General features: G+C 41.7%; 19 protein-coding genes. 10 read left to right on the top strand and 9 right to left on the bottom strand.

Features of this window, described 5'->3' with window-relative positions; genetic code table 11:
* Window positions 1-96 precede the first annotated feature (96 nt).
* The 3 genes from HC733_RS03345 to HC733_RS03335 all read right to left on the bottom strand — a co-directional run bounded on the left by HC733_RS03345 (window position 97) and on the right by HC733_RS03335 (window position 3,039).
* Window positions 97-903: a hypothetical protein gene (locus tag HC733_RS03345; RefSeq protein ID WP_190363642.1), complete on the bottom strand. Its 807-nt coding sequence runs from the start codon at window positions 901-903 to the stop codon at window positions 97-99.
* 101 nt (window positions 904-1,004) lie between these two features.
* A complete protein-coding gene (locus HC733_RS03340; protein ID WP_190363641.1) occupies window positions 1,005-2,366 on the bottom strand; it encodes a transglycosylase SLT domain-containing protein in 1,362 nt (453 codons plus the stop codon).
* Window positions 2,367-2,460: 94 nt separating this feature from the next.
* Window positions 2,461-3,039 carry an LPP20 family lipoprotein gene (locus HC733_RS03335; RefSeq protein ID WP_190363640.1) on the bottom strand — a complete coding sequence of 193 codons (579 nt, stop codon included), beginning with the start codon at window positions 3,037-3,039 and terminating at the stop codon, window positions 2,461-2,463.
* 187 nt (window positions 3,040-3,226) lie between these two features.
* Here HC733_RS03335 and HC733_RS03330 point away from each other — a divergent pair, with 187 nt between their 5' ends.
* The 3 genes from HC733_RS03330 to HC733_RS03320 are packed head-to-tail and all read left to right on the top strand — an operon-like array spanning window position 3,227 to window position 6,534.
* The gene (locus tag HC733_RS03330; RefSeq protein ID WP_190363639.1) at window positions 3,227-4,945 is read left to right on the top strand and encodes a hypothetical protein; all 1,719 of its coding nucleotides are present in this window, start codon (window positions 3,227-3,229) and stop codon (window positions 4,943-4,945) included.
* A 4-nt stretch (window positions 4,946-4,949) separates the two neighbouring features.
* A complete protein-coding gene (locus HC733_RS03325; RefSeq protein WP_190363638.1) occupies window positions 4,950-5,564 on the top strand; it encodes a penicillin-binding protein activator LpoB in 615 nt (204 codons plus the stop codon).
* Window positions 5,554-6,534: an LPP20 family lipoprotein gene (locus tag HC733_RS03320; RefSeq protein ID WP_190363637.1), complete on the top strand. Its 981-nt coding sequence runs from the start codon at window positions 5,554-5,556 to the stop codon at window positions 6,532-6,534. The genes HC733_RS03325 and HC733_RS03320 overlap by 11 nt, the downstream gene beginning before the upstream one ends.
* A 68-nt stretch (window positions 6,535-6,602) precedes the next feature.
* Here HC733_RS03320 and yejK read toward each other — a convergent pair whose 3' ends face one another.
* Window positions 6,603-7,619 carry a nucleoid-associated protein YejK gene (gene yejK / locus HC733_RS03315; RefSeq protein ID WP_190363636.1) on the bottom strand — a complete coding sequence of 339 codons (1,017 nt, stop codon included), beginning with the start codon at window positions 7,617-7,619 and terminating at the stop codon, window positions 6,603-6,605.
* Window positions 7,620-7,684: 65 nt separating this feature from the next.
* Here yejK and HC733_RS03310 point away from each other — a divergent pair, with 65 nt between their 5' ends.
* Genes HC733_RS03310 through HC733_RS03290 form a run of 5 tightly spaced genes read left to right on the top strand, consistent with a single transcriptional unit; the run spans window position 7,685 to window position 12,662 of the window.
* Complete coding sequence (locus HC733_RS03310; RefSeq protein ID WP_171624543.1) at window positions 7,685-7,897, top strand: DUF1414 domain-containing protein; 213 nt, start codon at window positions 7,685-7,687, stop codon at window positions 7,895-7,897.
* A gap of 4 nt (window positions 7,898-7,901) precedes the next feature.
* A complete protein-coding gene (locus HC733_RS03305; RefSeq protein WP_190363635.1) occupies window positions 7,902-9,398 on the top strand; it encodes a DUF3413 domain-containing protein in 1,497 nt (498 codons plus the stop codon).
* Between the two features lie 59 nt (window positions 9,399-9,457).
* On the top strand, window positions 9,458-9,931 hold the full coding sequence (locus tag HC733_RS03300; protein WP_190363634.1) for a DUF4124 domain-containing protein: 474 nt from the start codon (window positions 9,458-9,460) through the stop codon (window positions 9,929-9,931).
* Between the two features lie 60 nt (window positions 9,932-9,991).
* Complete coding sequence (gene aceK / locus HC733_RS03295) at window positions 9,992-11,734, top strand: bifunctional isocitrate dehydrogenase kinase/phosphatase (RefSeq protein ID WP_190363633.1); 1,743 nt, start codon at window positions 9,992-9,994, stop codon at window positions 11,732-11,734.
* Complete coding sequence (locus HC733_RS03290) at window positions 11,724-12,662, top strand: LysR substrate-binding domain-containing protein (RefSeq protein ID WP_190363632.1); 939 nt, start codon at window positions 11,724-11,726, stop codon at window positions 12,660-12,662. The genes aceK and HC733_RS03290 overlap by 11 nt, the downstream gene beginning before the upstream one ends.
* Window positions 12,663-12,694: 32 nt before the next feature.
* Here the strand turns inward: HC733_RS03290 and HC733_RS03285 are convergent, their stop codons facing one another.
* Entirely contained in the window at window positions 12,695-14,395 is a 1,701-nt protein-coding gene (locus HC733_RS03285; RefSeq protein ID WP_190363631.1) for a tetratricopeptide repeat protein, read from the bottom strand.
* Between the two features lie 193 nt (window positions 14,396-14,588).
* On the opposite strand from HC733_RS03285, the gene HC733_RS03280 reads away from it, so the two are divergent.
* Both HC733_RS03280 and HC733_RS03275 read left to right on the top strand, forming a co-directional pair.
* The gene (locus HC733_RS03280) at window positions 14,589-15,887 is read left to right on the top strand and encodes a Xaa-Pro dipeptidase (protein WP_190363630.1); all 1,299 of its coding nucleotides are present in this window, start codon (window positions 14,589-14,591) and stop codon (window positions 15,885-15,887) included.
* A complete protein-coding gene (locus HC733_RS03275) occupies window positions 15,884-17,341 on the top strand; it encodes a TolB family protein (RefSeq protein WP_190363629.1) in 1,458 nt (485 codons plus the stop codon). The genes HC733_RS03280 and HC733_RS03275 overlap by 4 nt, the downstream gene beginning before the upstream one ends.
* A 162-nt stretch (window positions 17,342-17,503) precedes the next feature.
* Here the strand turns inward: HC733_RS03275 and HC733_RS03270 are convergent, their stop codons facing one another.
* Genes HC733_RS03270 through HC733_RS03255 form a run of 4 tightly spaced genes read right to left on the bottom strand, consistent with a single transcriptional unit; the run spans window position 17,504 to window position 22,727 of the window.
* Complete coding sequence (locus HC733_RS03270) at window positions 17,504-18,547, bottom strand: phage late control D family protein (protein WP_190363628.1); 1,044 nt, start codon at window positions 18,545-18,547, stop codon at window positions 17,504-17,506.
* Between the two features lie 10 nt (window positions 18,548-18,557).
* Entirely contained in the window at window positions 18,558-18,773 is a 216-nt protein-coding gene (locus HC733_RS03265; RefSeq protein WP_171624904.1) for a tail protein X, read from the bottom strand.
* A gap of 13 nt (window positions 18,774-18,786) precedes the next feature.
* A complete protein-coding gene (locus HC733_RS03260; RefSeq protein WP_190363627.1) occupies window positions 18,787-19,233 on the bottom strand; it encodes a phage tail protein in 447 nt (148 codons plus the stop codon).
* Window positions 19,233-22,727 (bottom strand): hypothetical protein, encoded by a 3,495-nt coding sequence (locus HC733_RS03255; RefSeq protein ID WP_190363626.1) that lies wholly within the window; start codon window positions 22,725-22,727, stop codon window positions 19,233-19,235. The genes HC733_RS03260 and HC733_RS03255 overlap by 1 nt, the downstream gene beginning before the upstream one ends.
* Between the last annotated feature and the right edge of the window lie 10 nt (window positions 22,728-22,737).

The following is a 22,737-nucleotide window of genomic DNA, read 5'->3' as shown; positions in this document are numbered from 1 at the left end:
CTAATACATAAAAAGGCCGCATTTGCGGCCTTTCTTATATCCCAGTCACGGCTAGGTGACTGTCAACAAACATTCTTAAATCTCTTTAATTAGTATCTAAGTTGGATACGTGTATTTATTTGGGTTATACCTATCTTGCCATTGCTCAAATAATGCTTCGACATCATGATTAGCTTTGACATAACGAGTCACCATATTGCTTACTAAGCACATAGCGTCACTATGGCTGATAACATTTTTAGGTTTACTCCAACCTTGTGCTCCATGTCTAGCTTCAATACCAAGGTGACAGAAACTATTAGCGGTCCCTGTAAATGCCTTAATTTTCTGCTCATCAAGGCCGAGTTGTTTAATAGCAGATTTGTTACCATCACAATAATGGCTAATGGTATCCCATATACAATAAAGATTTCTCCAATCGACACCTATTGATGCTTGCCTCAGCAAGCAAAGTACATCGTCATTATTAACACTCATCTCAATTAGAGAAGATACTTTATATCTGAATGGGTTATCACTCCATACAGGTATAAAATCGCCCAAAAACGGGCTAGATGGCGGAATATCATCAAGCTCACCAAGCCCGTGAATGATATTAAACCCTGCGTTGGATACTGGGGGTTTAGTCGTGTATAGACCATCAAGTTTAATCGGAAGCTTAGCGTCATATTCTTGAAACCCCCACGCTATCGCACAAGCACCATTAATAAGTTGCAGCAACCCTTTCATGTGTGACATGACAGTATAAGGGTCTTCAAGCACCTCGAAGTGCGCAGACTTTAAATAATATAAACTCGATTGATGATCTTCAGAGTCTTCAAACAGGCTAAATTGAGGTGAACGGATTTTATCTAAGTTATCCAAGGCAACATTATTGCCAGATACAGCAGCAAACCACTTCAAAGCTTTTCCTTATATGTAGCAAAAAGAAGAAGTATAACGAGTAAAGCCTAAGATATAAGTAGGAGCGATAAAAGTTTACTATATTTTTCTAATTCAAATAGTTAAATCGACTGATACAGTTGCTCCCTCTCTAACACGCGCTTTAAATAGTGCTTAGTCTCATCATAAGGTAAACCACGCTCAAGGGCCTCGAGCACTCGCTCGGGAGTCATTGAGTTTATAATACGACTGGCGTTTTTTATATTACGAGAATCATCACTATTAAACACTCTGGCCACATTGCCAGCTCCAGTATTGTATGCTGCGATCATGCAGTATTTTCGGCTTAAAGGATCAGTAATGTGCTTTAAGTAACGTTTATCTAATATATGTAAGTAGGCGGCTCCCGCTTCAATATTATTATCAGCATTATATAGGTATGGACCGGCCATCGGCTCGTCTCGGTTATACAAAAAGCGGTTTACATCAACACCTGCGCTAGTCGGTACTACCTGCATTAGACCAAAAGCAGGAATAGCCGACTTTGCTAGTGGGTTAAAGTGGCTTTCAGTATGTATTACTGAAAAAACCAAACTCGACTCAATACCAAACCTCTCGCTATTGGCAGATACTAATGGCTCATATTCCTTTGCTCGTCTTGGCAATTCGATGCTTTTTGGTAATGTGATAGCAAATTCGGTGACTTTTGCAGCCGACTTGGGCTCTTGTGCTAGCAATTTAATATTGTTTTTCAAGCGCTCCAAACGCTGTGTTTGCAGTGCTTTGAGCTTACGCTGCTTTTCTTCTAGTAATTTTTTGGCCTCAATCGTATCCACAGAATGCGTCAGCTGGTCGTCCATTTGATGTTCAATGAGTTGTTGCTGCTGTATGGTTTGCGCTTTAATCTGTTTCTTGGCGCTAAGTAGTGATTGTGCTTTGACAACATTACTTACATCATATGTCGAGGTAGAGAGCTTAGTAGGGCTTGGGAACTGCGGTTTTGAGTCTACATAAAATTTTTTAAATAATTTAGTATGCTCGGATAAAAACCTTGCAAAGATTGCGTGTGCATCCTCTGCAGTGACCTCTGTTTGCTTAGAATGGTGCACGGCAATTGATAATGTGTTGGCTTCAAAATCAACAATTAAACGTGCATCGTTGTCATCATTATATGCCACATACTTTGCTTTATCGGATATTTCAGCCTCACCCCACTTCGCTATAAGGTTATCTCTATAGGCGTCAAACTCTGCGAAGTGTTGCGCCACATAATCATCGAATTCCTTTATGCGCTGCTGTTTAAATAGTTCAAACTCCTCCAACTCCTTATTTTGTTGGCTATTGAGATTGCTATTTTCACTAAAGTTTGACTGCCATTGTTGCATCGCCTCATCTAGTTCACTGAACATAATGTCTTGCGATGCTTCGGCACCAAGCAAAAAAAACTGCGAGATAAAAGCAAACATCGTTATCTTCTTTTTCATTGCCGCTCTCCTAGCAGAACAATTAACAGTTATTTTTCGGTTGTGTGGTTTATGGCTCATCAACTAAAGCGTCTAAATGAGCCAGCAACACGCTCTAGTTGGTCAACTTAGCGATTTCTTTTTCTAAGTCTTGTTCAGCTTTAAATGCTTTAAATTCTTGATATAAAAACTGCTCATCTCTTGGGTCAATTTTTGGTTTAGCAGCCTTAATCAAGTCTTTAAATAGTGTTTTTGTAAGTTCTGGCGATAATGTAGTTAACGCACAGAAATAATCTTTACCTGATATATCAACCACATCAGCTTTCACTACACGTGAGCCATTAAGCGTTTGCTTAGTAAGCTGCTTTGATACTGAACTGAATGTACTGCCCACTGTCATTTCGTCATTTGCATCCGTTCTATTGGCAAACGTCTTATCAAGTCCCTCTATACGCACTTCAATTTGTTGTGCAAGCGCTAGACGCGCATTAGCGACCGCCATTTTTTGATCCACAGAAATGTTGCCTGAGTACTTAATGCAATCAGCAGCGGCAATACCATCCTCAATAACCGGGTTAAGCACCCAATCAGGAATATTAACCCGAGGGCTAGAAGCATCATCATCTTTAGTTGAACTACAGGCTGTTAGCATCCCAGCAAGTACAAGCGTAGTGATTAGTGGTTTAATTTTCATAGTCTTTCCTTTTGGCCCGAAGTAATTTATAGCTCCCAATCTAGCAAACTATTTCGCTAGCGGAAGTAATAAATTGTAAAAACCATTTTTAACAATTTATTGCTTTAATAATATTTATAGTTTTATTACCTTGCCCACATTGATAAGATAATTTTCGTCACCTCACGATTAAGCAAAGGACGCATCATTGAGTGCCAGTATAAAAAAATCTATTTCGTTGTTAGTTATTTTAATTCAAGTCTGTTTACTCAGTGCCTGCAATATAACACCATTACAGCAGCTTTCACCTGCCCAATTGGCACAACAAGGTAATTTTGTTAAAGCCAAACAAAACATTACACATAATTACAGTAAAACAGGCAACGAGAGATTACTCTACCATTTAGAAATGGCAAGTCTATTGCAACTTGAGAAAAACTTCGAGCAGAGTAATACCCATTTGAGTGAAGCAATAAACCTAATTGAATCATTCTATACGCAAAGCATTTCCGAACTAGCTATGGTGCAATTTAGTGGACCAACCTATACAACCTATAAAGGAAAGGCCTATTACGTGCCGCAAATTCATATTATGAAGGCCATAAATTACAATGCGCTAGCACAGAAAAACCCATCGAACGCGCAGCCGTTCTTTGATGCTGCGCTCGTTGAGATGCGTCAACTAGATGTTTTTTTAACGGGACTTAAAGAAAAAACAGGTGGCTACACCACTTTACAAACAAATGACTCGACTGCCAGTAAAATAAATGAAGTGCTAACCCCTATTTTTGCGCCAAAAGGACTATTAGAAAACATAGACTACAAAGATGATGCGTATGCGCATTTTCTAAGTGGTGTTCTATTTGAGCAAACAGGCGAATTAGACTCTGCGCGACTCCAATACGAACGCGCGATGCAAATGTATGACAATGGTTTTAAGCAACAATATAAATTACCAGACCTAGTTTCTCATCAAGTATCTGCCGCGCTTGCCAGAGTGATGCAAAAGGCTGGGGGCTACCAAAATAAGCTCAGAGAACTTAAAAATAAGTTAAAAGGCAAATATGAAAGTAGTAACGACCATACCAATGTTACTATTGTGCAAGATATCGGCATTGCGCCAAAAAGAAAGCAGTTGAACTTATTACTAAAGGCAGATGCACAAGCAAAAGCGCTTATTATGACGCCGATTGTATTTGGTACAACTCAAGAACGAAAAGCACAAATAAGATGGTTCCAAATGCTGCACGCAGACACAAGCTTGTTTGACATGATCCAAAACTACATGTTGGGTGACTTAGGTGATGTGGCAATGGGGACGGTTACTAAACGCTTACCTCTTGGACCTCTTTGGGATGAGGCTGTGAAGCTAGGCATTGTTGATGCTCTCGAATTTGGTGCAAGGATCTCTGTCACCTATCTTGAACCAATTGATACACCAGTTAAAAAAAGTGAAGTTTGGCTTGCAGGCAAGCCGTATACGCAACTGATCCCGTATCATTCAATTGGACTTTTAACTCTTCAAGATGCGCTTGCTCAGTCTAATAGTGAGATCAGAGCTGCACTGACCAGAGAGCTTACAAAAGCGCTTTCAGCGAAGAAGGTGTTAAAAGAAGTTGGCGTAAAGCAAGATAATTTGCTCGGCAGCTTGGCCAAGTTTTCGACATCGTTAGTTAATGCAATTACGGCGTCAGCAGATACCAGACAATGGCAAACACTTCCCTTAGAAACTCGTGTTGCACAGTTTGCACTTCCTGCTGGCGAGCAAAAAATTACTATTAAAACCTACTTGAACTCTGGACACGTCATTGAACAAAGTGAAACGCTAAATATCAATAGCAACATGGGCCTTTGGCACACACGCACTTTTTTGGATACCAAACGTGACCAAAGTTCTCACACTCTCTCAACCTTAAATATGGAATAATGGCATGAAAAACAATCGCAAATTAACTAAGCTCATTCCTTTTGCGGTGCTCTCTACACTCGCGTTAAGTGCTTGTGAAAGCACGAAAGTACAGCGAATTGACGCGAACCAAGAAGTAGCTTTGTCAGACAAATGGAATGGTAAAGATTCACAATTAGTGGCTGAGGCTATGATCAGCGATATGCTAAGCTTTCCGTGGGTAAACGACCATCTAAAAAGAGAAGGCAGTCGCCCCGCTATTATCATTCAAACTGTACGAAATAAATCACATCAACATATAGCTGTAGATACCTTCTTGAACGATCTAAAACGTGCAATTTTGCGCTCTGGGCAGGCCGATTTCGTTGCTAATAAAGAAGTTCGAAATGAAATAAGAGAAGAGCGAAAAGACCAAGAACTGAATGCAAGTCTTGAGTCGCAAAATGAAATGGGTCAGGAATATGGTGCGGATTATGCGCTATCAGGCACCATTAACTCTTTTGTCGACCAACAAGGTGGAACTCGCGTTACCTTTTATCAAGTAGACCTGCGTTTAATCGATATGACGAGCAACCGAGAGGTATGGAATGGTCAGAAGAAAATTCAAAAGTTACAAGAGCGATCCGGTTATGGCTTCTAAACTTTCGGCGGCACTATGCTTAAGCTTGGTGTTAGCAACGGGCTGTCAAACAACTGAAAAAGCACCTCCTACACCTGTTACACCATCATGGGTCACAGCAACGCCTCATGCTGATTACATGATTTATGGTGTGGGTGTTGCAGATAGTGTGGGCGATATGCAAACGGCTAAGCTTGCAGCTCAAGAGTCTGCGCGATTGGCGCTTGCTAAACAGCTGAACGTCACCATTGCCGCTACTACTAACATAGAACAAAGTGCAAACGAAAAGTCTATGCAATACCATATTGATGAGGTGATCAATTCGCAAGTCCCCAGCATATTGCTGCAAGGCGTAAAAATTGAGGAGGAGTTTCAAAAGGATAATACGGCCTATGCACTTGCCTCATTTAACCGCACAGAAGCCATCATGCAGACTGAACTTAGTATAAGTGGGATTGATGATACTATTCGCCAAACCACTTTAAATGCGGCAACTAAATCTCAGCGCTTAAAGCAAGCAATCAAAATCAGAAGGCTAGTCATTGAGCGCGGCAAATTAAATGACTATTTACAAATGCTACAGTCCGCTAAGCTGCCAATACCTAGCGAAGTGCAAGCTCAGTTGGCCAGCAGTGAAGAAGTGTTGAATAGCTTAAGTTTTAGTATCACCGCTGATTCAGATAGACATAGCAATATAAAAGATATGGTAGCCAGTGCCCTCACCGGAAATGGCATTCAAATCGTATCGGATAATGCTGATTTTGAGTTATCTTTTCGTGTAGATTGGCAGCACATTAAAAAGGCCGATACTTTCTATAGCATTGGTGAGAGCTTTTTGGTGGTGAAGGAAAACGGACGCGAAAAAGCGCATTTTAATGGTAAAGTAAAAGCCGCATCTTCCTATTCTCAAACGGCAAAAAGTAATGCAATGCAAAAGCTTGGTGGCAAGTTATCTAAGCAGTTGGCTGAGTTTATAGTGTCAGGCGCTTAAAGTAACAGTTACAAACAAAAATGCCGCATCAAGCGGCATTTTTCATTCAAGGAGCGAAAACATAAACTTTATTGTTCATCTTGCTCATAGAATCTCTGCAGTTGATCTTTCAAATTAGGTGGAATGCCTTTGATAGTAAGCGTGTCGCTTTTTGCGTCGTAAATAACGCGCTCACCCAGATGCTTACGCTCAAAGCCAACACTCACGCCACCGCCTAGACCAGAAAACTTAACCATGGTGCTTAGCGTTTTCTTATCAACAGGGAAAGACTCTGCCAAATCATAACCTTGCTCTTTATAAAAAGCGTCAAACGGGGCATCTGATGACTTTGACAGTGTATCTGATAGCACTTCTACATTTGCATCTTCACCCGATGCGACACAGTCATTACAATAATCGAAAACTTCTTTACGTAAATTGTCTTTTTCATGTTTATCAAACTGTTGCTCGCTTAGATAATCTTCGACAGCACTAAGCATTACCTGTGATTGCTGTTTTGGGTCTATACCCTCTTCACAGCCTAAAAAATCTAAGAAAAAGTCCGCTACTTTTCTACCTGCTCGACCTTTAATAAATGAAATATATCTCGCATCTTCGGCTTGCGTGTCCCAGGCGGTTAGGTCAACACGCGCGGCCAATTGCATACGTGAAATATCTAAATGTCTCGATGCAGAGAGATTAAGTTCCGAGGTAATTGAGTAATGCTCTTTGATATTTATCAACGCGATAAGGATATAATCTGTTGCAACGTACTGATAATGGCAAAAAATCAAGTAACCCGTTTCGTGAAAAGCGTATTTATTTAACTCTTCTTTTAGCACTTCGGTTGCTTGCTGTGTCATATGCCAAAAGCCCAATTCATTATTTCGGTAGCTTTGCATCGCACCAGATACTTGACTGTTTTTCTCGCCACTGAACGCGCAATACCCCTTGCCAGGTTTTCCATTGTAAGCATGATGTAACTGTTCGATGAACACTTTAACTTTATCGTTAATTTGCATCTCATCTTCGCGTAAGTGGATCTGTGTATCTTCATCTTGCTTGTCGACATAATGTACAACTAGCTTATTCACCTCTATGCTCATCTTTGTTTTTCGCGCCTCTGGTGTTAAAATGTAAAAATTATAACTCTTTAAAATTGAACCAACTGATGCCTATCCAATCTAAATATTCCAACAAACAAGTTGAACAAATTGTTGACCAACTAATTGATGTTCTGACCTCACAGAAGGCACCAGTGGATTTGAGCCTCATGTGTTTGGGAAATTCTATCACGCATATTTTAAAAGAACATGTGCCAGAAGCGAAAAGACAATCTGTTGCTGAAAACTTCGCTAAAGCGCTCGTACAATCGGTAAAATAACTGGATGAATTTAACCCCACAAAGCCCGTTTTCTTCTAAAGCTAGCCAACTTTTAAGTTGGGGGCATTGGTTTACTTTCGCAAATATTGGCTTAGTACTGCTAATTAGCAGTAGCTACTTGTTTGCAGATAAAGCACCGTCAAGTTTGCTTGGCGGCTTTTATATGCTTATTACTTGGTTGAGCCATACAAGCTTTATTACCTTTAGTGCGTTTGTACTCACGGTATTCCCATTAAGCCTGATATTTCCTTACCCCAGGCATATTCGCGGTATGGCTGCACTGATAGCAACCTTCGGAATATCTGTGTTAAGCCTAGACGCATTTGTCTATTTTCAGCTCGGCTATCATATTAACCTCCAATCAGGTCCAGAGATAATCTCATTGCTTTGGAGTAAATTCAGTGGCTCGCCTATTATTGCCTGTACGTTAGCCTTAAGCTTTGTGGTTGTAGTGCTCATTTTTGAATTACTTGCAGGTAATCGGGCATGGCGCCACCTTGCTGAACTTAAAAGTTATAAATTTCCTAAATATGCATCTGCTATTTTAGTAAGTTGTTTTGCAGCCAGTCACAGCATTCACATTTGGGCCGACGCAAATGCCTATTTCGATATTACCAAGCAGGACAATGTGCTTCCGTTGTCTTATCCTACAACCGCCAAAACACTGCTGGCTAGGCATGATTTATTAGATATAAAACAGTACGAGCAAGCTCACGATATTAGCTTGACGCAAACTCAAAACTTATTCACCTATAGTAAACCGATTCCATCGTGTGATGTACCAGATAATGCGCCGATATCAATTATAGTGTTTGAGCAAACCCCTGATTTGGATGCTTTTGTTAATCAGCAACAACTAAGCCCTGTAAAGCAACTACTACAACCAACAAACCACTCTGATGCGCTGTTTAATTTGATTTATGGACTGCCCGCCTTTTATAAAACAGCCATTATGGAAAACTCGATGCCTGCATGGAGTTCAGCTCAGCCGCTACTGAACGTTATTGGCTTGGATGGCTTTGACGATATAAAAAGTGATAACGCACCTGTCAGCATCATTAACGGCAGTACACTTAAATCTGATAAAAAAATTGAAGGTACTATTATTGCGTTTTCTCTAGCACCTCAAAGCAGCGATGCAATTCATACAAGCAAATTTTATAGCAAAGGTTTTAAAGTATCTGAAGCGCTCATCTTTAAGCAATTACATGATATTACTTATACACTTGTAGCCTCTCATTTAAACTGTGCACAGCTTGCAAGTCATACTATGTTAGGGAGAGATCTTAAGCATATCAGTAGTGTTGAGGGAGTTAACTATACACAAGGTGTGTTAGTTGCCTTTAAAAAAGATAGGATTACATTGGTTAGTCAAGACGGTAGCTATAAAAACCTCTCTGGCACGGAAGGATTTACTATTGAACAGAAGCTGGATATTCCTTTTTTAATCAATAGTATCAAAGTATTGAAAAAGTTTTCACCTGAACAAAACCTACGTTGATTTGCCATTTAGTGATGTTTGTCTATCTTTGAGTGAGGAATATCTCAAAAGGAAGCTTTATGATACGGAGTCTTATTTTTTTACTGTTTTTTAGCTCACTCTCTGGCCAAGCAAAAACCATAGTTAATTACTATAAATGTGTTTCGGAACGCGGCACTGTATACAGCCAATTTCCGTGTGGCGGCAATGGTACAGAGCATACTCTGACCAACACAGACCCTAAAGCCAATACACCTGTCGAGCAACACTTTAAAACGCTTAACCGATTAGAACAGAAACAAATTGTTAGAAATTTAAAAAATCAACTGCGAGCCAAAAAGCACGAAGCGGCAATTTTAACAAGGGAAAGAGATAGAGAAACACGCGACCAACAACAACGTGTAAACCGCATCATGAGTGATAAAGAACGCTCAGAGACACTAAAAGATATTAAGCAAAAACTAAAGGCGATTAATAAAACTTATCACCAGCAGTATCGCTCACTAAACAAACAAATAGTGCAGTTAGAAAAACGCCTTAAGCGTTATGAATAAGTGACAGGCAAGATAAAAACCGTTAACCTACAAACAGGTCATACCACTTAAGGTACTACGGTGCAGTCATTTTCAATTGCTAAGCTGATATTGGCAGGCTTTACACGGCACTATCAGCTTTTTCAAAAAATAACGCAACTAGCAGGACAAGCTTTTGCTGAGCAAGATTGGTCTTTAATACAAAAGCTCAGTAAATCAAGAATTAGTCACTATGACTTGCGTGTTGATGAAACCATAAACCGGCTCAAAACGTCCCTGCCCTGCACTAAGCTCAATGAACCACTATGGTATCAAATAAAGCAAGACTACTTGGAGCTACTTAGCTTTCATCCCCAAGCCGAGTTAGCAGAAACTTTTTATAATAGTGTTTTTTGTCGCCTGTTCCATCGGCGTTACTTTAACAATGATTTTATTTTTGTTGAGACCACACTTAAAGACGCTCCGGCGTTACCCGTTGAGGCCGAGTATAGAAGTTATTTTCCTGCCGTAGGGGGTTTAAGACCCACCATTAAAGAAATCATAAGTCATATCGATTTTAAGATTGCATTCAATAACCTAGATAAAGATATCAAACTGCTATTAAAAGCCTTTATTCGCCAAGCTCCTGATACACATCATAAAAGTCATATGATGCGCTTTGATATATTACAAGCGCCGTTTTATCGTAATAAAGGCGCGTACATTATTGGTCGGGTAGTTTCAAAAAGTGGTGTGCAACCGTTCATAATATCCGTATTACACCATCCAAAAGGTGGCCTATATATTGATGCATTACTTACTAATTCATCGCAAATGCGAGTTATTTTTGGTTTTGCTAGAGCCTACTTCATGGTGGAAACACACGCGCCATCAGCCCTGATGCGATTTTTGAATCAATTGATGCCAAATAAAACCCCAGCGGAGCTTTACAATGCTATTGGCTTTCATAAACAAGGAAAAACCGAGTTCTATCGCGAGTTTCTCACACACCTAAACAATGGTGACGACCTATTTACAATAGCCCCAGGAACACCTGGCATGGTGATGATGGTATTCACGCTACCAAGCTTTCCTTATGTTTTTAAGGTTATAAAAGACAACTTTTCAGAAAGCAAACCATTTGGACGAGAGACTGTTTTAGCGCGCTACCAATTGGTTAAGAACCATGACAGAGTTGGAAGGATGGCTGACACAATTGAATACTCCGATGTAGTTATTCCAAAAAACCGTATTGAACCTGCTTTGTTGCAGCAGTTTTATAAAACCATAGCAGGTAGCATACAGGATGAAGGAGACATGATAGTCATCAAGCACCTTTACATCGAGCGGCGTATGACGCCTTTAAATCTGTATTTACAAAATGCCGACACAGAGCAAACAGAATATGTGATGAACGATTATGGCCTAGCTATTAAAGAGATGCTGCAAGCTAATATTTTCCCAGGGGATATGTTGCTGAAAAATTTTGGTGTGAGTAAACATCTGCGGGTGATCTTTTACGATTATGATGAAGTGCAGTATCTGACAGACATGAATTTTAGAGATATGCCAAAAATGGATTTATCGGATTTATACAGTGGTGTTGATGAGCTTTCAGCTGCACCTCAAGATGTATTTCCGCAGCAACTGTGTACATTTGTCCTCACAAACCCTACACTCAGAAGCCTATTTGAAAAAGCTCATCCGGAGCTATTAACTGCAAAGTTTTGGCAGCAAGCACAGCGAGATATAGAAAATAAGGTTGTAAAACATATATATCCTTACCCGCAAACGCAGCGCTTCGTCCACCTAGATAAAATAAAAAAGGAACGCCGTGAACATTAGTAAAATTGATTTAAACCTGCTTGTTTATTTAGACACTTTACTTCGCGAATGTAACGTTACGCGCGCGGCGAATCAGCTTAGCATTACACAACCGGCCATGAGTAACGGATTAAAAAGGTTAAGAAACCTTTTTAATGACCCAATTTTAGTGCGAACTAGTGAAGGAATGGTGCCAACCGAACGTGCACTTGAGCTGCAGCCTGTGATCCGAGGCATATTAATGACTCTTGAAGAGACATTAGCACCTAACCGTGAGTTTGTTGCACACCAAAGTAATCGCGTATTTAGAATCATGGCCAGTGACTACGCGGCGAGCACTTTAGCCCCAAAACTACTCAATAAATTGCACGAAGAAGCACCAGACACCACCTTAGACATTCTCACGCCCAGTGATGTAACGTTCCATGACGTGGAAAACGGCAAAGTGGATATGGCAATCAACCGCTTTGAAAACTTACCGCAATCTTTCCATCACAAGCAAATCTGGAAAGATAGCTTTTGTTGCTTGATTAAATCGGATAACCCTATAATTGACAACTTCAACTTAGATGCCTATTTAAAAGCACGTCATATCTGGGTGAGTAAAACCGGGTTTGGTGTAGGTGTAGGTATGGACCCCGCCGATGTACAAAAACTGGGTTGGGTAGACGAAGCGTTAGCGAACTTTGGTAAGCATAGAAATATCGCAACCTTTACGCGTAATTACCATGTAGCAATACATTTAGCCAAAGAGCAAAATTTAGTCGCCACTTTACCCTCAAAAGCAGCCAACATCTACAAAGATGACCCTGGGCTTGCAATTCTAGAGCCGCCATTCCCTATCCCACCGTTTGAGTTGGATATGATTTGGAGTCCGTTATTGCACCGAGATGCAAGCCATATTTGGCTAAGACAAAAAATTGCCGAAGTAGCTAACGAACTCAAATAATTGGATAAACAAAATGCGCCGCTACGAGCCGCTTATAAAGAGTTATCTTGGAATATCATGCTTGTAGACGGCGGCTGACCACTAGATTCTAACTGCTCAATTAGTCCTAGTAACCTTTGGTATTTGCTCACTAGGCGCACATTACTAATAGTTTGCAAACGTCGTTTAGCGGTCGTTTGAACCTGCGCGTAGTGCTGCTCAAAGATATCAATAACAGACTGATAGTAAAGGGCATATGCATCATTTGGGGAGTAACCCAAAGTCTTCTTATTTTGTTGCTTGGCTTGTTCTATATCAGCGCTTGTGAGCAACAACCGCGTAATGCCATTTAGTGCCATTACATTGTCAGGCTCAACTGCAAGAATGCGCTTATATTGCCGCGTTGCCTCGTTTAAGTTACCTTGCTTGAGCGCAATACCAGCCCTCATTAAAGCTGGCTCCATGGAATAAGGCTCAAAAATAGTGATCTGCTCCACATGCTTATCTGCCAATGATAATCCGCCCTGCTCTATTAAAACCCATGCTAATCCTTTGAGTGCTCGGATGTGTTCAGGGTGCTGTATAAGCACACCTTCAAATACCATACGCGCCTGTGTCAGTTCACCTGTTAAGTAATAATATTTACCGAGTTCGATATACCCTGCAGGGTGTTTTGGATACAACTCGGTTAACTTATCTATGAGACTATTAAGCTTTTTTTCGTCAACATTCGCACCGAGTAACAACGCCTCATTTAATACCTGACTATAACCTTGAATAATATCAAAGCATTGATTTGATATCTGGTAAGCTTGAGCGACTAACTCACTGGCAATGCGGTTTGACTCGATATTGCCACGATAAAAGTAATTCATGGCCTTTAAAAACAAATCATATGCTTGCGGATTTAACACATTTGCTTTTGCCGGCTGAGATATAAACGTGGGTTGCTGCACAGCAGGTAAATGTGCAAGCAAATCTTTTGCGATATCAAACTTTAAAAAATATAGTGAATTTCGATTTGTCTGATACTGTTTTACAAAAATTATTTCCTGCTGCAGCGTCAGCTCTATATCAACCACGACAAAATTGTCTCTACCACTGACTTTGCCAGACACCGTATAGCGTCGTCCATTACTATGCTGCTCTTTTATTACGCGACTACGGTTGATCTGAAGCCCTTTGAGCTCGCCGAGTAAATTAACTAACTCATACTTTAACGGATCAATTAAATATTTGATATTTATACTTTGTTTATCAGCTTCAAATGGTAATACATGTAAATGACGCGCTGCCTGTTGAATCTCAGCTGTTTCATCTTTTGACGAGCGAGCTATGATCAAAACAGCAGCTGCAAGTACACACATGAAAAAGCATGTTAGTATCCACGGTCGCTTTACCCGCAATAAATTCAATGCTCCATTATGGTTTGGTAATACATTACAGCGCTGTACTTCGCGTGCAAAACGGTACCCATTGCTGCGTTCAACCTCTATAAATACTAGATCGTCAGATACCGCTTTAAGTGACTGCCTTAATAACTTAACTCTTTGACTTAATGTTGTATTTTGTACATGAAGACTGCCCCAAACACGCGCAATCAACTCATCTTGGGTCAGCGTTTCTGGCCATGCGGCCATTAATTCAAATAACAACTTGTACGATAGTGTGGGTAGCTCTATACGTTGTTCATTAAAAAAAACCTGTTTAGATTCGCAGTTGAGATATAGATCTCCTGCTTTTAAGTACTTCACATTCAGTTCAACCAAGATATTAACCAATTGATTTATTTTGATATTTAAAATTATTCAAAAATATTCAAACGTATTTCAAGCAATTCAAAGCTACCAAGCATAGCTTCAACATTTCATAACGCGTGACTGCTGTTTGCAGTACACACCTAAGCTTTTTAAAGCATAACTTACGCAACACAGAATCAGATTAAGTATGAATATAACTATTTACAAGACTTCTTTTTTATTGCTTTTAATATTACTGGCAACTTCGGTGCAAGCACAATCCACTTACATTAAAGCCAGCTATTTACTCGATGTCGTCTCAGGAGAGTTACGACCTAACCCCATCATTGAAGTGACGGATCAGCACATTTCAGGTGTTTACTTCGGCAAAAGAAACTTAGCTAAGGCAGCAAATGTAATCGATTTGACAGGGCAAACTTTACTACCGGGATTGATGGACATGCATGTTCATTTAACCTTTTCCCCAACGCGTTTTGGCTATAAAGGGTTAAGTATTTCTGCCCCACGCGCTGCATTATACGGAGCTAAACATGCCAACGCCACACTAATGGCGGGGTTTACAACCGTAAGAAATATGGGGGCATTCGGTTATAGTGATATAGCCCTAAAACAAGCAATTGATGATGGAGATATTATTGGTCCGAGGCTATTTACAAGTGGACCAGCTATAGGTAGTACAGGTGGTCATTGTGACAACAATTTACTTGCTCCGCATTATGGCGTGAGTGCACATGGTGTGGCTGATGGCCCTTGGCAAGCCGTAGCCAAAGTAAGAGAAGCCATTAAATATGGTGCTAACACGATAAAAGTCTGTGCCAGTGGAGGGGTAATGTCTAAAGGCACTCAAGTCAGTGATGAACAATATACCATTGATGAAATGAGCGCTATTCGTGAAGAAGCTCACAGAAGAGGTATTATCGTTGCGGCTCACGCCCATGGTGAAAAATCCATCATTAATGCCATAACAGCAGGCATTGATTCTATAGAACATGCGAGCTTCTTATCTGAAAAGGCCATTGAATTGGCCATAAAAAACCAAACCTATTTGAGCATGGATGTTTTTGTTAGTGACTATATTTTGCAACATGCAAAAGACAATGGCGCATTACCAGAGTCCATCGAAAAAGAAAAGTTAGTAGGAAAACGTCAACGAGACAGCTTTAGCAATGCCTATAAACGTGGTGCAAATATTGTTTTTGGAACGGACGCCGCTATTTTCCCACATGGACAAAATGCGAAACAATTCAGCCATATGGTCAAATATGGCATGTCAGAAATTGATGCCATTCGCTCGTCAACTCTGGTTAGTGCCAAAATGTTAGGGTTAAGCGACTCTTTAGGCCAGCTAAAAAATGGGTTTGCAGCAGATATCATCGCTATCAGTGCTAATCCTCTGGCAAACATCGCCGAATTGGAACAAGTGAATTTTGTTATGAAGCAAGGCAAAGTGTATAAAAACTTAGCAGCTCAAGGGGAAAAACAATGAAATGTTTGTTGCTATTACTCGCTATTATCTGCTCACCATTGACCGTTTATGCTCAGATAGTTGAAGCTCTATCAAGTGATAAGAGTGATTATAACCTCAACTTTCACCCCAAATATAATCGTGTTGTTTTGGCCCGCTCAGACAACCATTTTAGTAACGCCAAAGTCATACAATACTCACGCTCGAATGAGGGTGAATTTACTCATCCTATTGAACTAAAACTTGGTCCTAACCAGTTTAAGTATACCGACCCCATGTATGCCCCTAATGGAAAACACCTTTATTTTGTCACCGATAGACCTTTAAATGGTGATGCCACAAGTCGGCATTTAAACCTCTGGCAAGCAACGTTAAAACAAGGTTTGGCGCAAGATATCGCACCGCTATTAATGCACATCAATTTAGATAACGATGCGCTTGGGCCAGAGCGCCATAATGACAAACTCTTTTTCACTCAAATTGAAAATGGCCAGTATAAAATTATGGTAAATAACGAGTCAGCTAAAAAAACCGAACCGTTCAATAGCATACCTATCGATAAGCATGTTACGGCGCGTAGCGACATCACATTTTCACCAGACGGAAAAGTTGCCGTATTTTGGCAAACGACTAAATCATCGAATCATGCAGACTTGTACGCAAGCCGCCACCATAAGGGAAAGTGGAGCGCGCCAATCAAATTAAAGGGTGATGTTAATTCAGCACATCATGAGATCACCCCACAATTCTCTGTGGATGCAAAGTGGCTGTACTATAGTAGTAACCGTCCAGAGCCAGGTTATGCTTTATTTAACATTCACAAAGTGAGTACAAAAAGTGCTTTTCCTGATAACTGGTATCAAGCGCACTTCGCACCAAAAAAGCTTAACTTGCTATCTCATCACTCGAGCGTCAAAGACATCACTGCATTTTCTTATACGGTAACGCTTGAGATCAACGGTACAAAAAGTAGCGAACGGGTTTATGTTCGCTACCAGCCATTTAGACTAACAAGTGTAAGACAAGGGGTTCGCTATGAAATAAACGCAAAATCAGGTGAAAAAATCAACCTCTCGAACCACACAACAGAACGCCTAAGTACGAGTGAAGTAAAGAATGAGATAAAAAGACTAAGACAGAACTTTATTGATTTACTAAAACAGCCGCAGACTAAGCTATATCGTCAATATAGTTATGAACCAAGCCAGTTTATCTATCGAATCGAAGCGCCATTAGTAGAGCCTTTTAGTATCTTAGTGGATGAGAAACGTAAAAAAATCCTTAAACTGTTTTACGATGATGGCGGAGTTGGTCATGAAATGGATTATCGAGCTGTAAAAGGCATTTTATGGCCATTTAAGTTTACTTATCAACAAGATGGTAAAACAATTGCTTCGGGGGAGTTTTCAAACCTGTGTATCTCTTACAGTAGTGATAAAGCAAACGCACAAAAGGGCGAGTGTAGTATTGAGTAGTGGAAGGAGGCCAGAGCCTACGCTAAGCATAGGGTGGCCTTAGTTGGAGAAAGGAATCGTTGGTAGGATTAAAGAAGAAGGAAAAGCCCACACAGCAGTTACTGGATAGGAATTAATTGTTTGATTAATTTAATTAAATTTTGGATTGTCAGCGTGAAAAGCTCAGGCTAGCTGCTCGCATAATAAATGAGAGCGAAAGCCTTGATAGTTAATTTGATGCTCAACTTCTGAGACAAACCATTTTCCAAGGATCTGGTCTACTTTATTTTTTTCAGTTGTAGACTTATCAACCACATTGATAACCGCACCGGCGACAATCTTTGCATCGCCAATCATAGACAAGGCCAGTGTTTTGGTTGCTCGCTTTTGCCGGTTGTGTTTCGCTTTGGCAGCCCGTTTAGCGGTCGCTTCGTCAGCATACACATAGGGCAATACCAAGGCGGGGCTGCCCTCACCTTCCTTAACAGGCGTGCGTGTTGCCGTTTCAAAATCATGATAAAACGCGGTTACTTCACCAATTTGGCGATAAGCACCTTGCTCATACTGCCAATCAAGTATGTGCAAATTACTGACTTCGACTTCTGTTAACGACTTACCAGAGAGTGACTTGCCCGTACCTCGCGCCATAAAAATCAGCTTGTCATAGGCAATTTTCACAATGGCATCAAACTGTTCAGCCAACATACTCAACAATTGCGCATCACTCTCATTTTGCTCAATATGCGGTAGCTCAATGTTTTTAAAAACATCACCAACACGTGGGTCTAAGCCATGTTCACCAGCTATATCAGACACCAGTTCACCCAGTTTTTTTGGCTTTTTAGGATCCTCTGGCCAAGAACGTTGTTTCGGCGTTTTTAGCGTGGTGTGCCAAAATAGCTTGTTACCAAACAACTCCATAGAGCGATGGGGACCACTTAAACTGGTCTCCCCCACTTCAAAAAGTCCTAAAGGTTGTAAGGTGGCAGTTTTGTCTTCGTTTCCTTCTTTATAACCCATAGCAATTTCAACGGTGTCGGTCGGTTTTGACACTTTGATAGGCGCAGGCTCTAAGTTGTCAAAGCGCACATAACAACTGTCACTCATCAGCCCCGTTTTCAAGCTCACTCGTACATCAACAATACGGTCAACCAATCGTTTAGCAACTTCTTTACCATTGGTTTTAATCGAAAACTGGGGCTGAATATTCTTAGCTGAACTGTCCATTGTCTGTACCTCAGTCCCAAATATTAATCACGTTTTGTGCAATTGGCTTTTCAATCACTTCTGGTAAAAATATTTCGATATTCTCTTTATAAATCGCGCCAAGTTCAGCCAAGCCATGATTGGCTTCCAGCACCATTTCGACCATGTCGCTGCTGCGTCCATAATGACGCCAGCAAATGTTGTCTAAGCAGTCGCCATCGCGGGTGATATAGGTGACACCATTCATTTTATTCTCCTTTTTACTTAGTATTGCCGTCATAGCTCTCTAAGGTCATTTGGAATTGAATTTCTCGTGGTATACCGTCGTTTAAAAACAACTTACGTTCTTCATTTATCGACTTGATGATCCATTTGCCCATCACTCGGCCAACAGATGGACTCGAGTTACCGCTTTTTTCTACGTACCCCAATGTGAGAGGCTTACCTTTGGCAGCCTCTGCTCGCATTTTATCAACCTGCACAAGACCCCCCTCTACCAGCTGTGGATAGATAGTGCCGTCAAGGTTGATACTTTGCCTGCCAACCCCGATAAATTGTTGAACTGGGCTATTTTTTTCGGTTTGCGATTCTTGGGTCTTCCAGCGATATTCCGTCTCGTAACTTAATTTACTAAAAGCCGCACTGCTTACCGAGAATTTGTAATCCCCCAGTTGCATCATGTGCGATGCGCTACTTACTTTTGCCATTAGGCTACCTCGTCAATGTATCTCAGGCGCATATCGCGCTGTGCTTGTTGCTGTTTCTGCTCTAGCACTTGTTTAATTTGTTCGGCAATATCAATGGCCGACATTTCTGGCGTGGCGTTTACCGTAATGTTGGCGTTTACCGTCACACTGCTATTTACATTTGGTTGTGAAGATGTCGACTTTGGCTCGCGCTTGGTTATTTCATGCAATGCATTTGGATCATTCTCAAGTTTTGATGACAATACAGCCGCATCTGGCGATTTAGCCGCAAGCTCTGAGGCTGGTTTGGCATTCGCTTGTTCTTTACCCAGTACTTTTTCACTAAACCAACCGCTAACACCGCCAACTGCTTTGCTAACTGCACCGCCACCGAAAAAACTCAACATCGGTGCGGCTGCTGCCAATACCGGATTTTTAGACTTGCCTAAAGTGCGGCTGATTAGCTCACCCGCCACCCAGCCACCGCGTGTTTCTCCGATGCTCTGTGCTTTTTCTTTGGCTGATAAAGCGTCGTTATTGGTCGTATTGAGTATGCTTAAACCGTTCACTGCATGGCCTAAAGCACCAGTGGCATTGGCCACTTTGCTCATTTTACTGCCCGACTTATTGGCGTTGGGCTGCGTCGCCATAATCGTGCCCGTGATGGCACCCATAGGGCCGAGCACATTACTCGCTAAGCTCAAAATACTGCCAAATGTATTTGAAGTACTGGCAGATTGTGATTGCGCCGAATTATTGGCTGTACTTGTCACTGACGTACTTTTATTTGAAGTACTCTGACTCGATGTGCTTTGCACCTGCGAGCTAAGCGTTTGATTGTTATCCTGATTTGTTTGCTGTGTATTACTGACCACTGACTTAACAATGGCGTCATTCGCTGCGGTTCGACCCAGCGTTTGATCTACTTTGCCGATACTCAAAGGTTGGGCATTGGCTAAAGACGCAGGTTGGCTTTGCGTGCCTTGCGCCACACTATCCGTTGTATTACTTGTCTCTGGAGAGGCTGGCGCTTCGTCGTCAATCTTGCTACCAAACCAGTCGCCTAAAAATCCACCCAGTGACTCACCACCAAACGAGCCGATTGCTCCACCAATCGCACCACCAATTAGGGTACCAACGCCCGGAATGATGGAGCCAATGGCTGCGCCCGCCGCGGCACCCGCCATGGCACCACCGACGCCACCCGCCGCAGTGCCAATTTGCTGAGACTTTTCACGTTTGCTGAGACTGTCATCTGACAAAGTGGAAGCAACATCAGCCGCGCCCATGATGCTACGCAATGGACCAGTAAATCGGCCGAGTGTTTTTGCAATTGGGCTGCGCGCTATGCTCTTAAATAAACCACCCGCTTTAAACTTAGGTTTATTCATCTTGCCAAAAATAGGGTCATTGGCAGCGCCACTTTGACCAAGCTTTAGCTTACTGGTTTGTTTAACCGGCTGCTTTGTTGATAACTTATTTGACGTTTTTGATGACTGCTTACGAGGCTGCTCATTTAAGCCACCATCCAATACTTTAAGCGCAGGTTTTGCCACTTTAACCTTTGCTTTTGGCTTCGCTTGCGTAACATCTCGGCCTTCTTTAGCCCACGGCTTGTTGTTGCTGCGATATTGCGCTTGATTGCGTTTACCGCCGCGACGCTTACCTTTGCGATTTTTGGCTGGCTTTTTCTTCTGCTGCTTTTGTGATGGTTGTTCATCATCACCAAGCGATGATAAAAACTCCGTCGCGGCATCACCTACCGATGATAAATCACCGTTCAAAATACCCTTAAAGTCGAGTTTACCAATGGCTGCGCCATGCTTTTTAAACACAGACGCCGCATCACTAAACCCAAAAGAGTTAAGCAGATCAGGACCTGCTTTCACCAAGGACTGTAAATCGCCCTCCATGATCCCTTTCATATCAAGCTGTTTTAACGCTGGTAATGCGCTTTGTAACGCCTTGGCAGGGCCTTTAAAGTTGGCGGCTTCCATTAAGCCCGGCGCAGCATCCAGCAATGATGAAATATCACCACTGGCAATACCTTGCATATCGAGCTGTTTAAGTGCCGGTAATGCAGTTTTTAATGCCTTTGCTGGACCTTTTAGATTAGCCGCTTCCATTAAGCCCGGCGCAGCATCCAGCAAGGATGAAATATCACCACTGGCGATACCTTGCATATCGAGCTGCTTAAGTGCCGGTAACGCGGTTTTTAATGCCTTTGCAGGACCTTTTAAATTGGCCGCTTCCATTAAGCCCGGCGCAGCATCCAGCAAGGATGAAATATCACCACTGGCGATACCTTGCATATCCAGCTGTTTAAGTGCTGGTAATGCGGTTTTTAATGCCTTTGCAGGACCTTTCAGATTGGCCGCTTCTAAAATGTCGGGCGCAAGGTCAATCAGCGATGACAAATCCCCTGCTGCAACACTTTGTAAATCCAATTGATTTAACGCACTAACTTGCTTTGCAGCTGGCTGTTTGTAGTTACCTGCATCTACATTTTTAGCTTTGCTTTGCTTTCGCTTAGTCGCGTTTAATGCCGAAGGTACTGAACGCTTATTGCCTTTTTTACCGTTATGCTTTGTGGCGTTACCATGTGTACCCTTACGCTTTACTTGCGATGGGGCCTGCTGTTTTTCAGCTTTTGGCTCTAATGCACTGACCGACGGCGCTGCGCTTTGCAGCGTATCAGACAAACCAATTTTATTTTTATCAGGCTCTGCCTGATTGCCTTTTAGTTTTGCCGTAAATTGGTTATTTATTGTTAGCTGCTGTTGAACCGTTTTAACGTTAACCACTTTTAAACTGGCTACCGTGTTAAGTAAGCCGCGAATGGCATTACCAACACTTTGTTCAAAAACTTTAGGTAAATCTTTACCGAGTCCAAGTATGGCGTTTTCAACCGCGCCGATAGACCAATTTAGTTGCGTAAAGCTTTCGTCGAGCGATGAAACATCAATGGCATTGAGCAAATTCGCCGTGCTGAACTGCACCGATGATAGGCTGTCGCGCATCACACTTTGTGCATCCAATTGTCGCACTGCCGACTCTTGTGTACTCAACAAGCTGCTTTCAATTGTAGCGCTACCAGTGCTTGCAGGGCGCTGTGCTAAAGCAACGGTTGGTGCTTGTTCTTGATGGCCTTCACCTAGCAGATCGGCTCCTTGAGGACCTTTTCCTTGAGGGAATGCACTGGTTTGTTCAGCAAGCGTTGCGTTGAGATCCAACAAATGCGCACGCAACTGCGTAACGTGGCTTGCCAAAAGTTCATTAACGTTAAATTGAGATAACAGGCCAAGTAATGATTCCAGCGGCTTAGTGTCAAACGCAAGTGCTTCATTTTGAAGTTGCGCAATTACCTGCCCGAGTACTTCGGCACTGACGCTAATGTCTTCATATGGCTGAACGTTTGGCAGCTTATTTTTCACTTTGTTTTGGGCAGTTCCCTGCTCAGTTGAAGCGCCCGCAGCTTGGGGGCGAATTTGATCAGAAGCGTCCTGATTTTTCATAGCAATACCT

Origin of the sequence: Pseudoalteromonas sp. S16_S37, from assembly GCF_014694405.1 — a bacterium.
GTDB lineage: Bacteria > Pseudomonadota > Gammaproteobacteria > Enterobacterales > Alteromonadaceae > Pseudoalteromonas.
The sequence above is the reverse complement of the archived record's forward strand: the minus strand, read 5'-3'. Positions and strand labels throughout refer to the sequence as shown.

Coding starts and splice junctions, on each gene's coding strand:
- HC733_RS03265 (WP_171624904.1), bottom strand. CDS start 18,773: ATGAATGGTGTCACCTATATCACCCGCGATGGCGACTGCTTAGACAAC.
- HC733_RS03310 (WP_171624543.1), top strand. CDS start 7,685: ATGCCTATCCAATCTAAATATTCCAACAAACAAGTTGAACAAATTGTT.
- HC733_RS03340 (WP_190363641.1), bottom strand. CDS start 2,366: ATGAAAAAGAAGATAACGATGTTTGCTTTTATCTCGCAGTTTTTTTTG.
- HC733_RS03300 (WP_190363634.1), top strand. CDS start 9,458: ATGATACGGAGTCTTATTTTTTTACTGTTTTTTAGCTCACTCTCTGGC.
- HC733_RS03305 (WP_190363635.1), top strand. CDS start 7,902: ATGAATTTAACCCCACAAAGCCCGTTTTCTTCTAAAGCTAGCCAACTT.
- HC733_RS03270 (WP_190363628.1), bottom strand. CDS start 18,547: ATGGACAGTTCAGCTAAGAATATTCAGCCCCAGTTTTCGATTAAAACC.
- HC733_RS03275 (WP_190363629.1), top strand. CDS start 15,884: ATGAAATGTTTGTTGCTATTACTCGCTATTATCTGCTCACCATTGACC.
- HC733_RS03260 (WP_190363627.1), bottom strand. CDS start 19,233: ATGGCAAAAGTAAGTAGCGCATCGCACATGATGCAACTGGGGGATTAC.
- HC733_RS03320 (WP_190363637.1), top strand. CDS start 5,554: ATGGCTTCTAAACTTTCGGCGGCACTATGCTTAAGCTTGGTGTTAGCA.
- HC733_RS03255 (WP_190363626.1), bottom strand. CDS start 22,727: ATGAAAAATCAGGACGCTTCTGATCAAATTCGCCCCCAAGCTGCGGGC.
- HC733_RS03335 (WP_190363640.1), bottom strand. CDS start 3,039: ATGAAAATTAAACCACTAATCACTACGCTTGTACTTGCTGGGATGCTA.
- yejK (WP_190363636.1), bottom strand. CDS start 7,619: ATGAGCATAGAGGTGAATAAGCTAGTTGTACATTATGTCGACAAGCAA.
- HC733_RS03280 (WP_190363630.1), top strand. CDS start 14,589: ATGAATATAACTATTTACAAGACTTCTTTTTTATTGCTTTTAATATTA.
- HC733_RS03325 (WP_190363638.1), top strand. CDS start 4,950: ATGAAAAACAATCGCAAATTAACTAAGCTCATTCCTTTTGCGGTGCTC.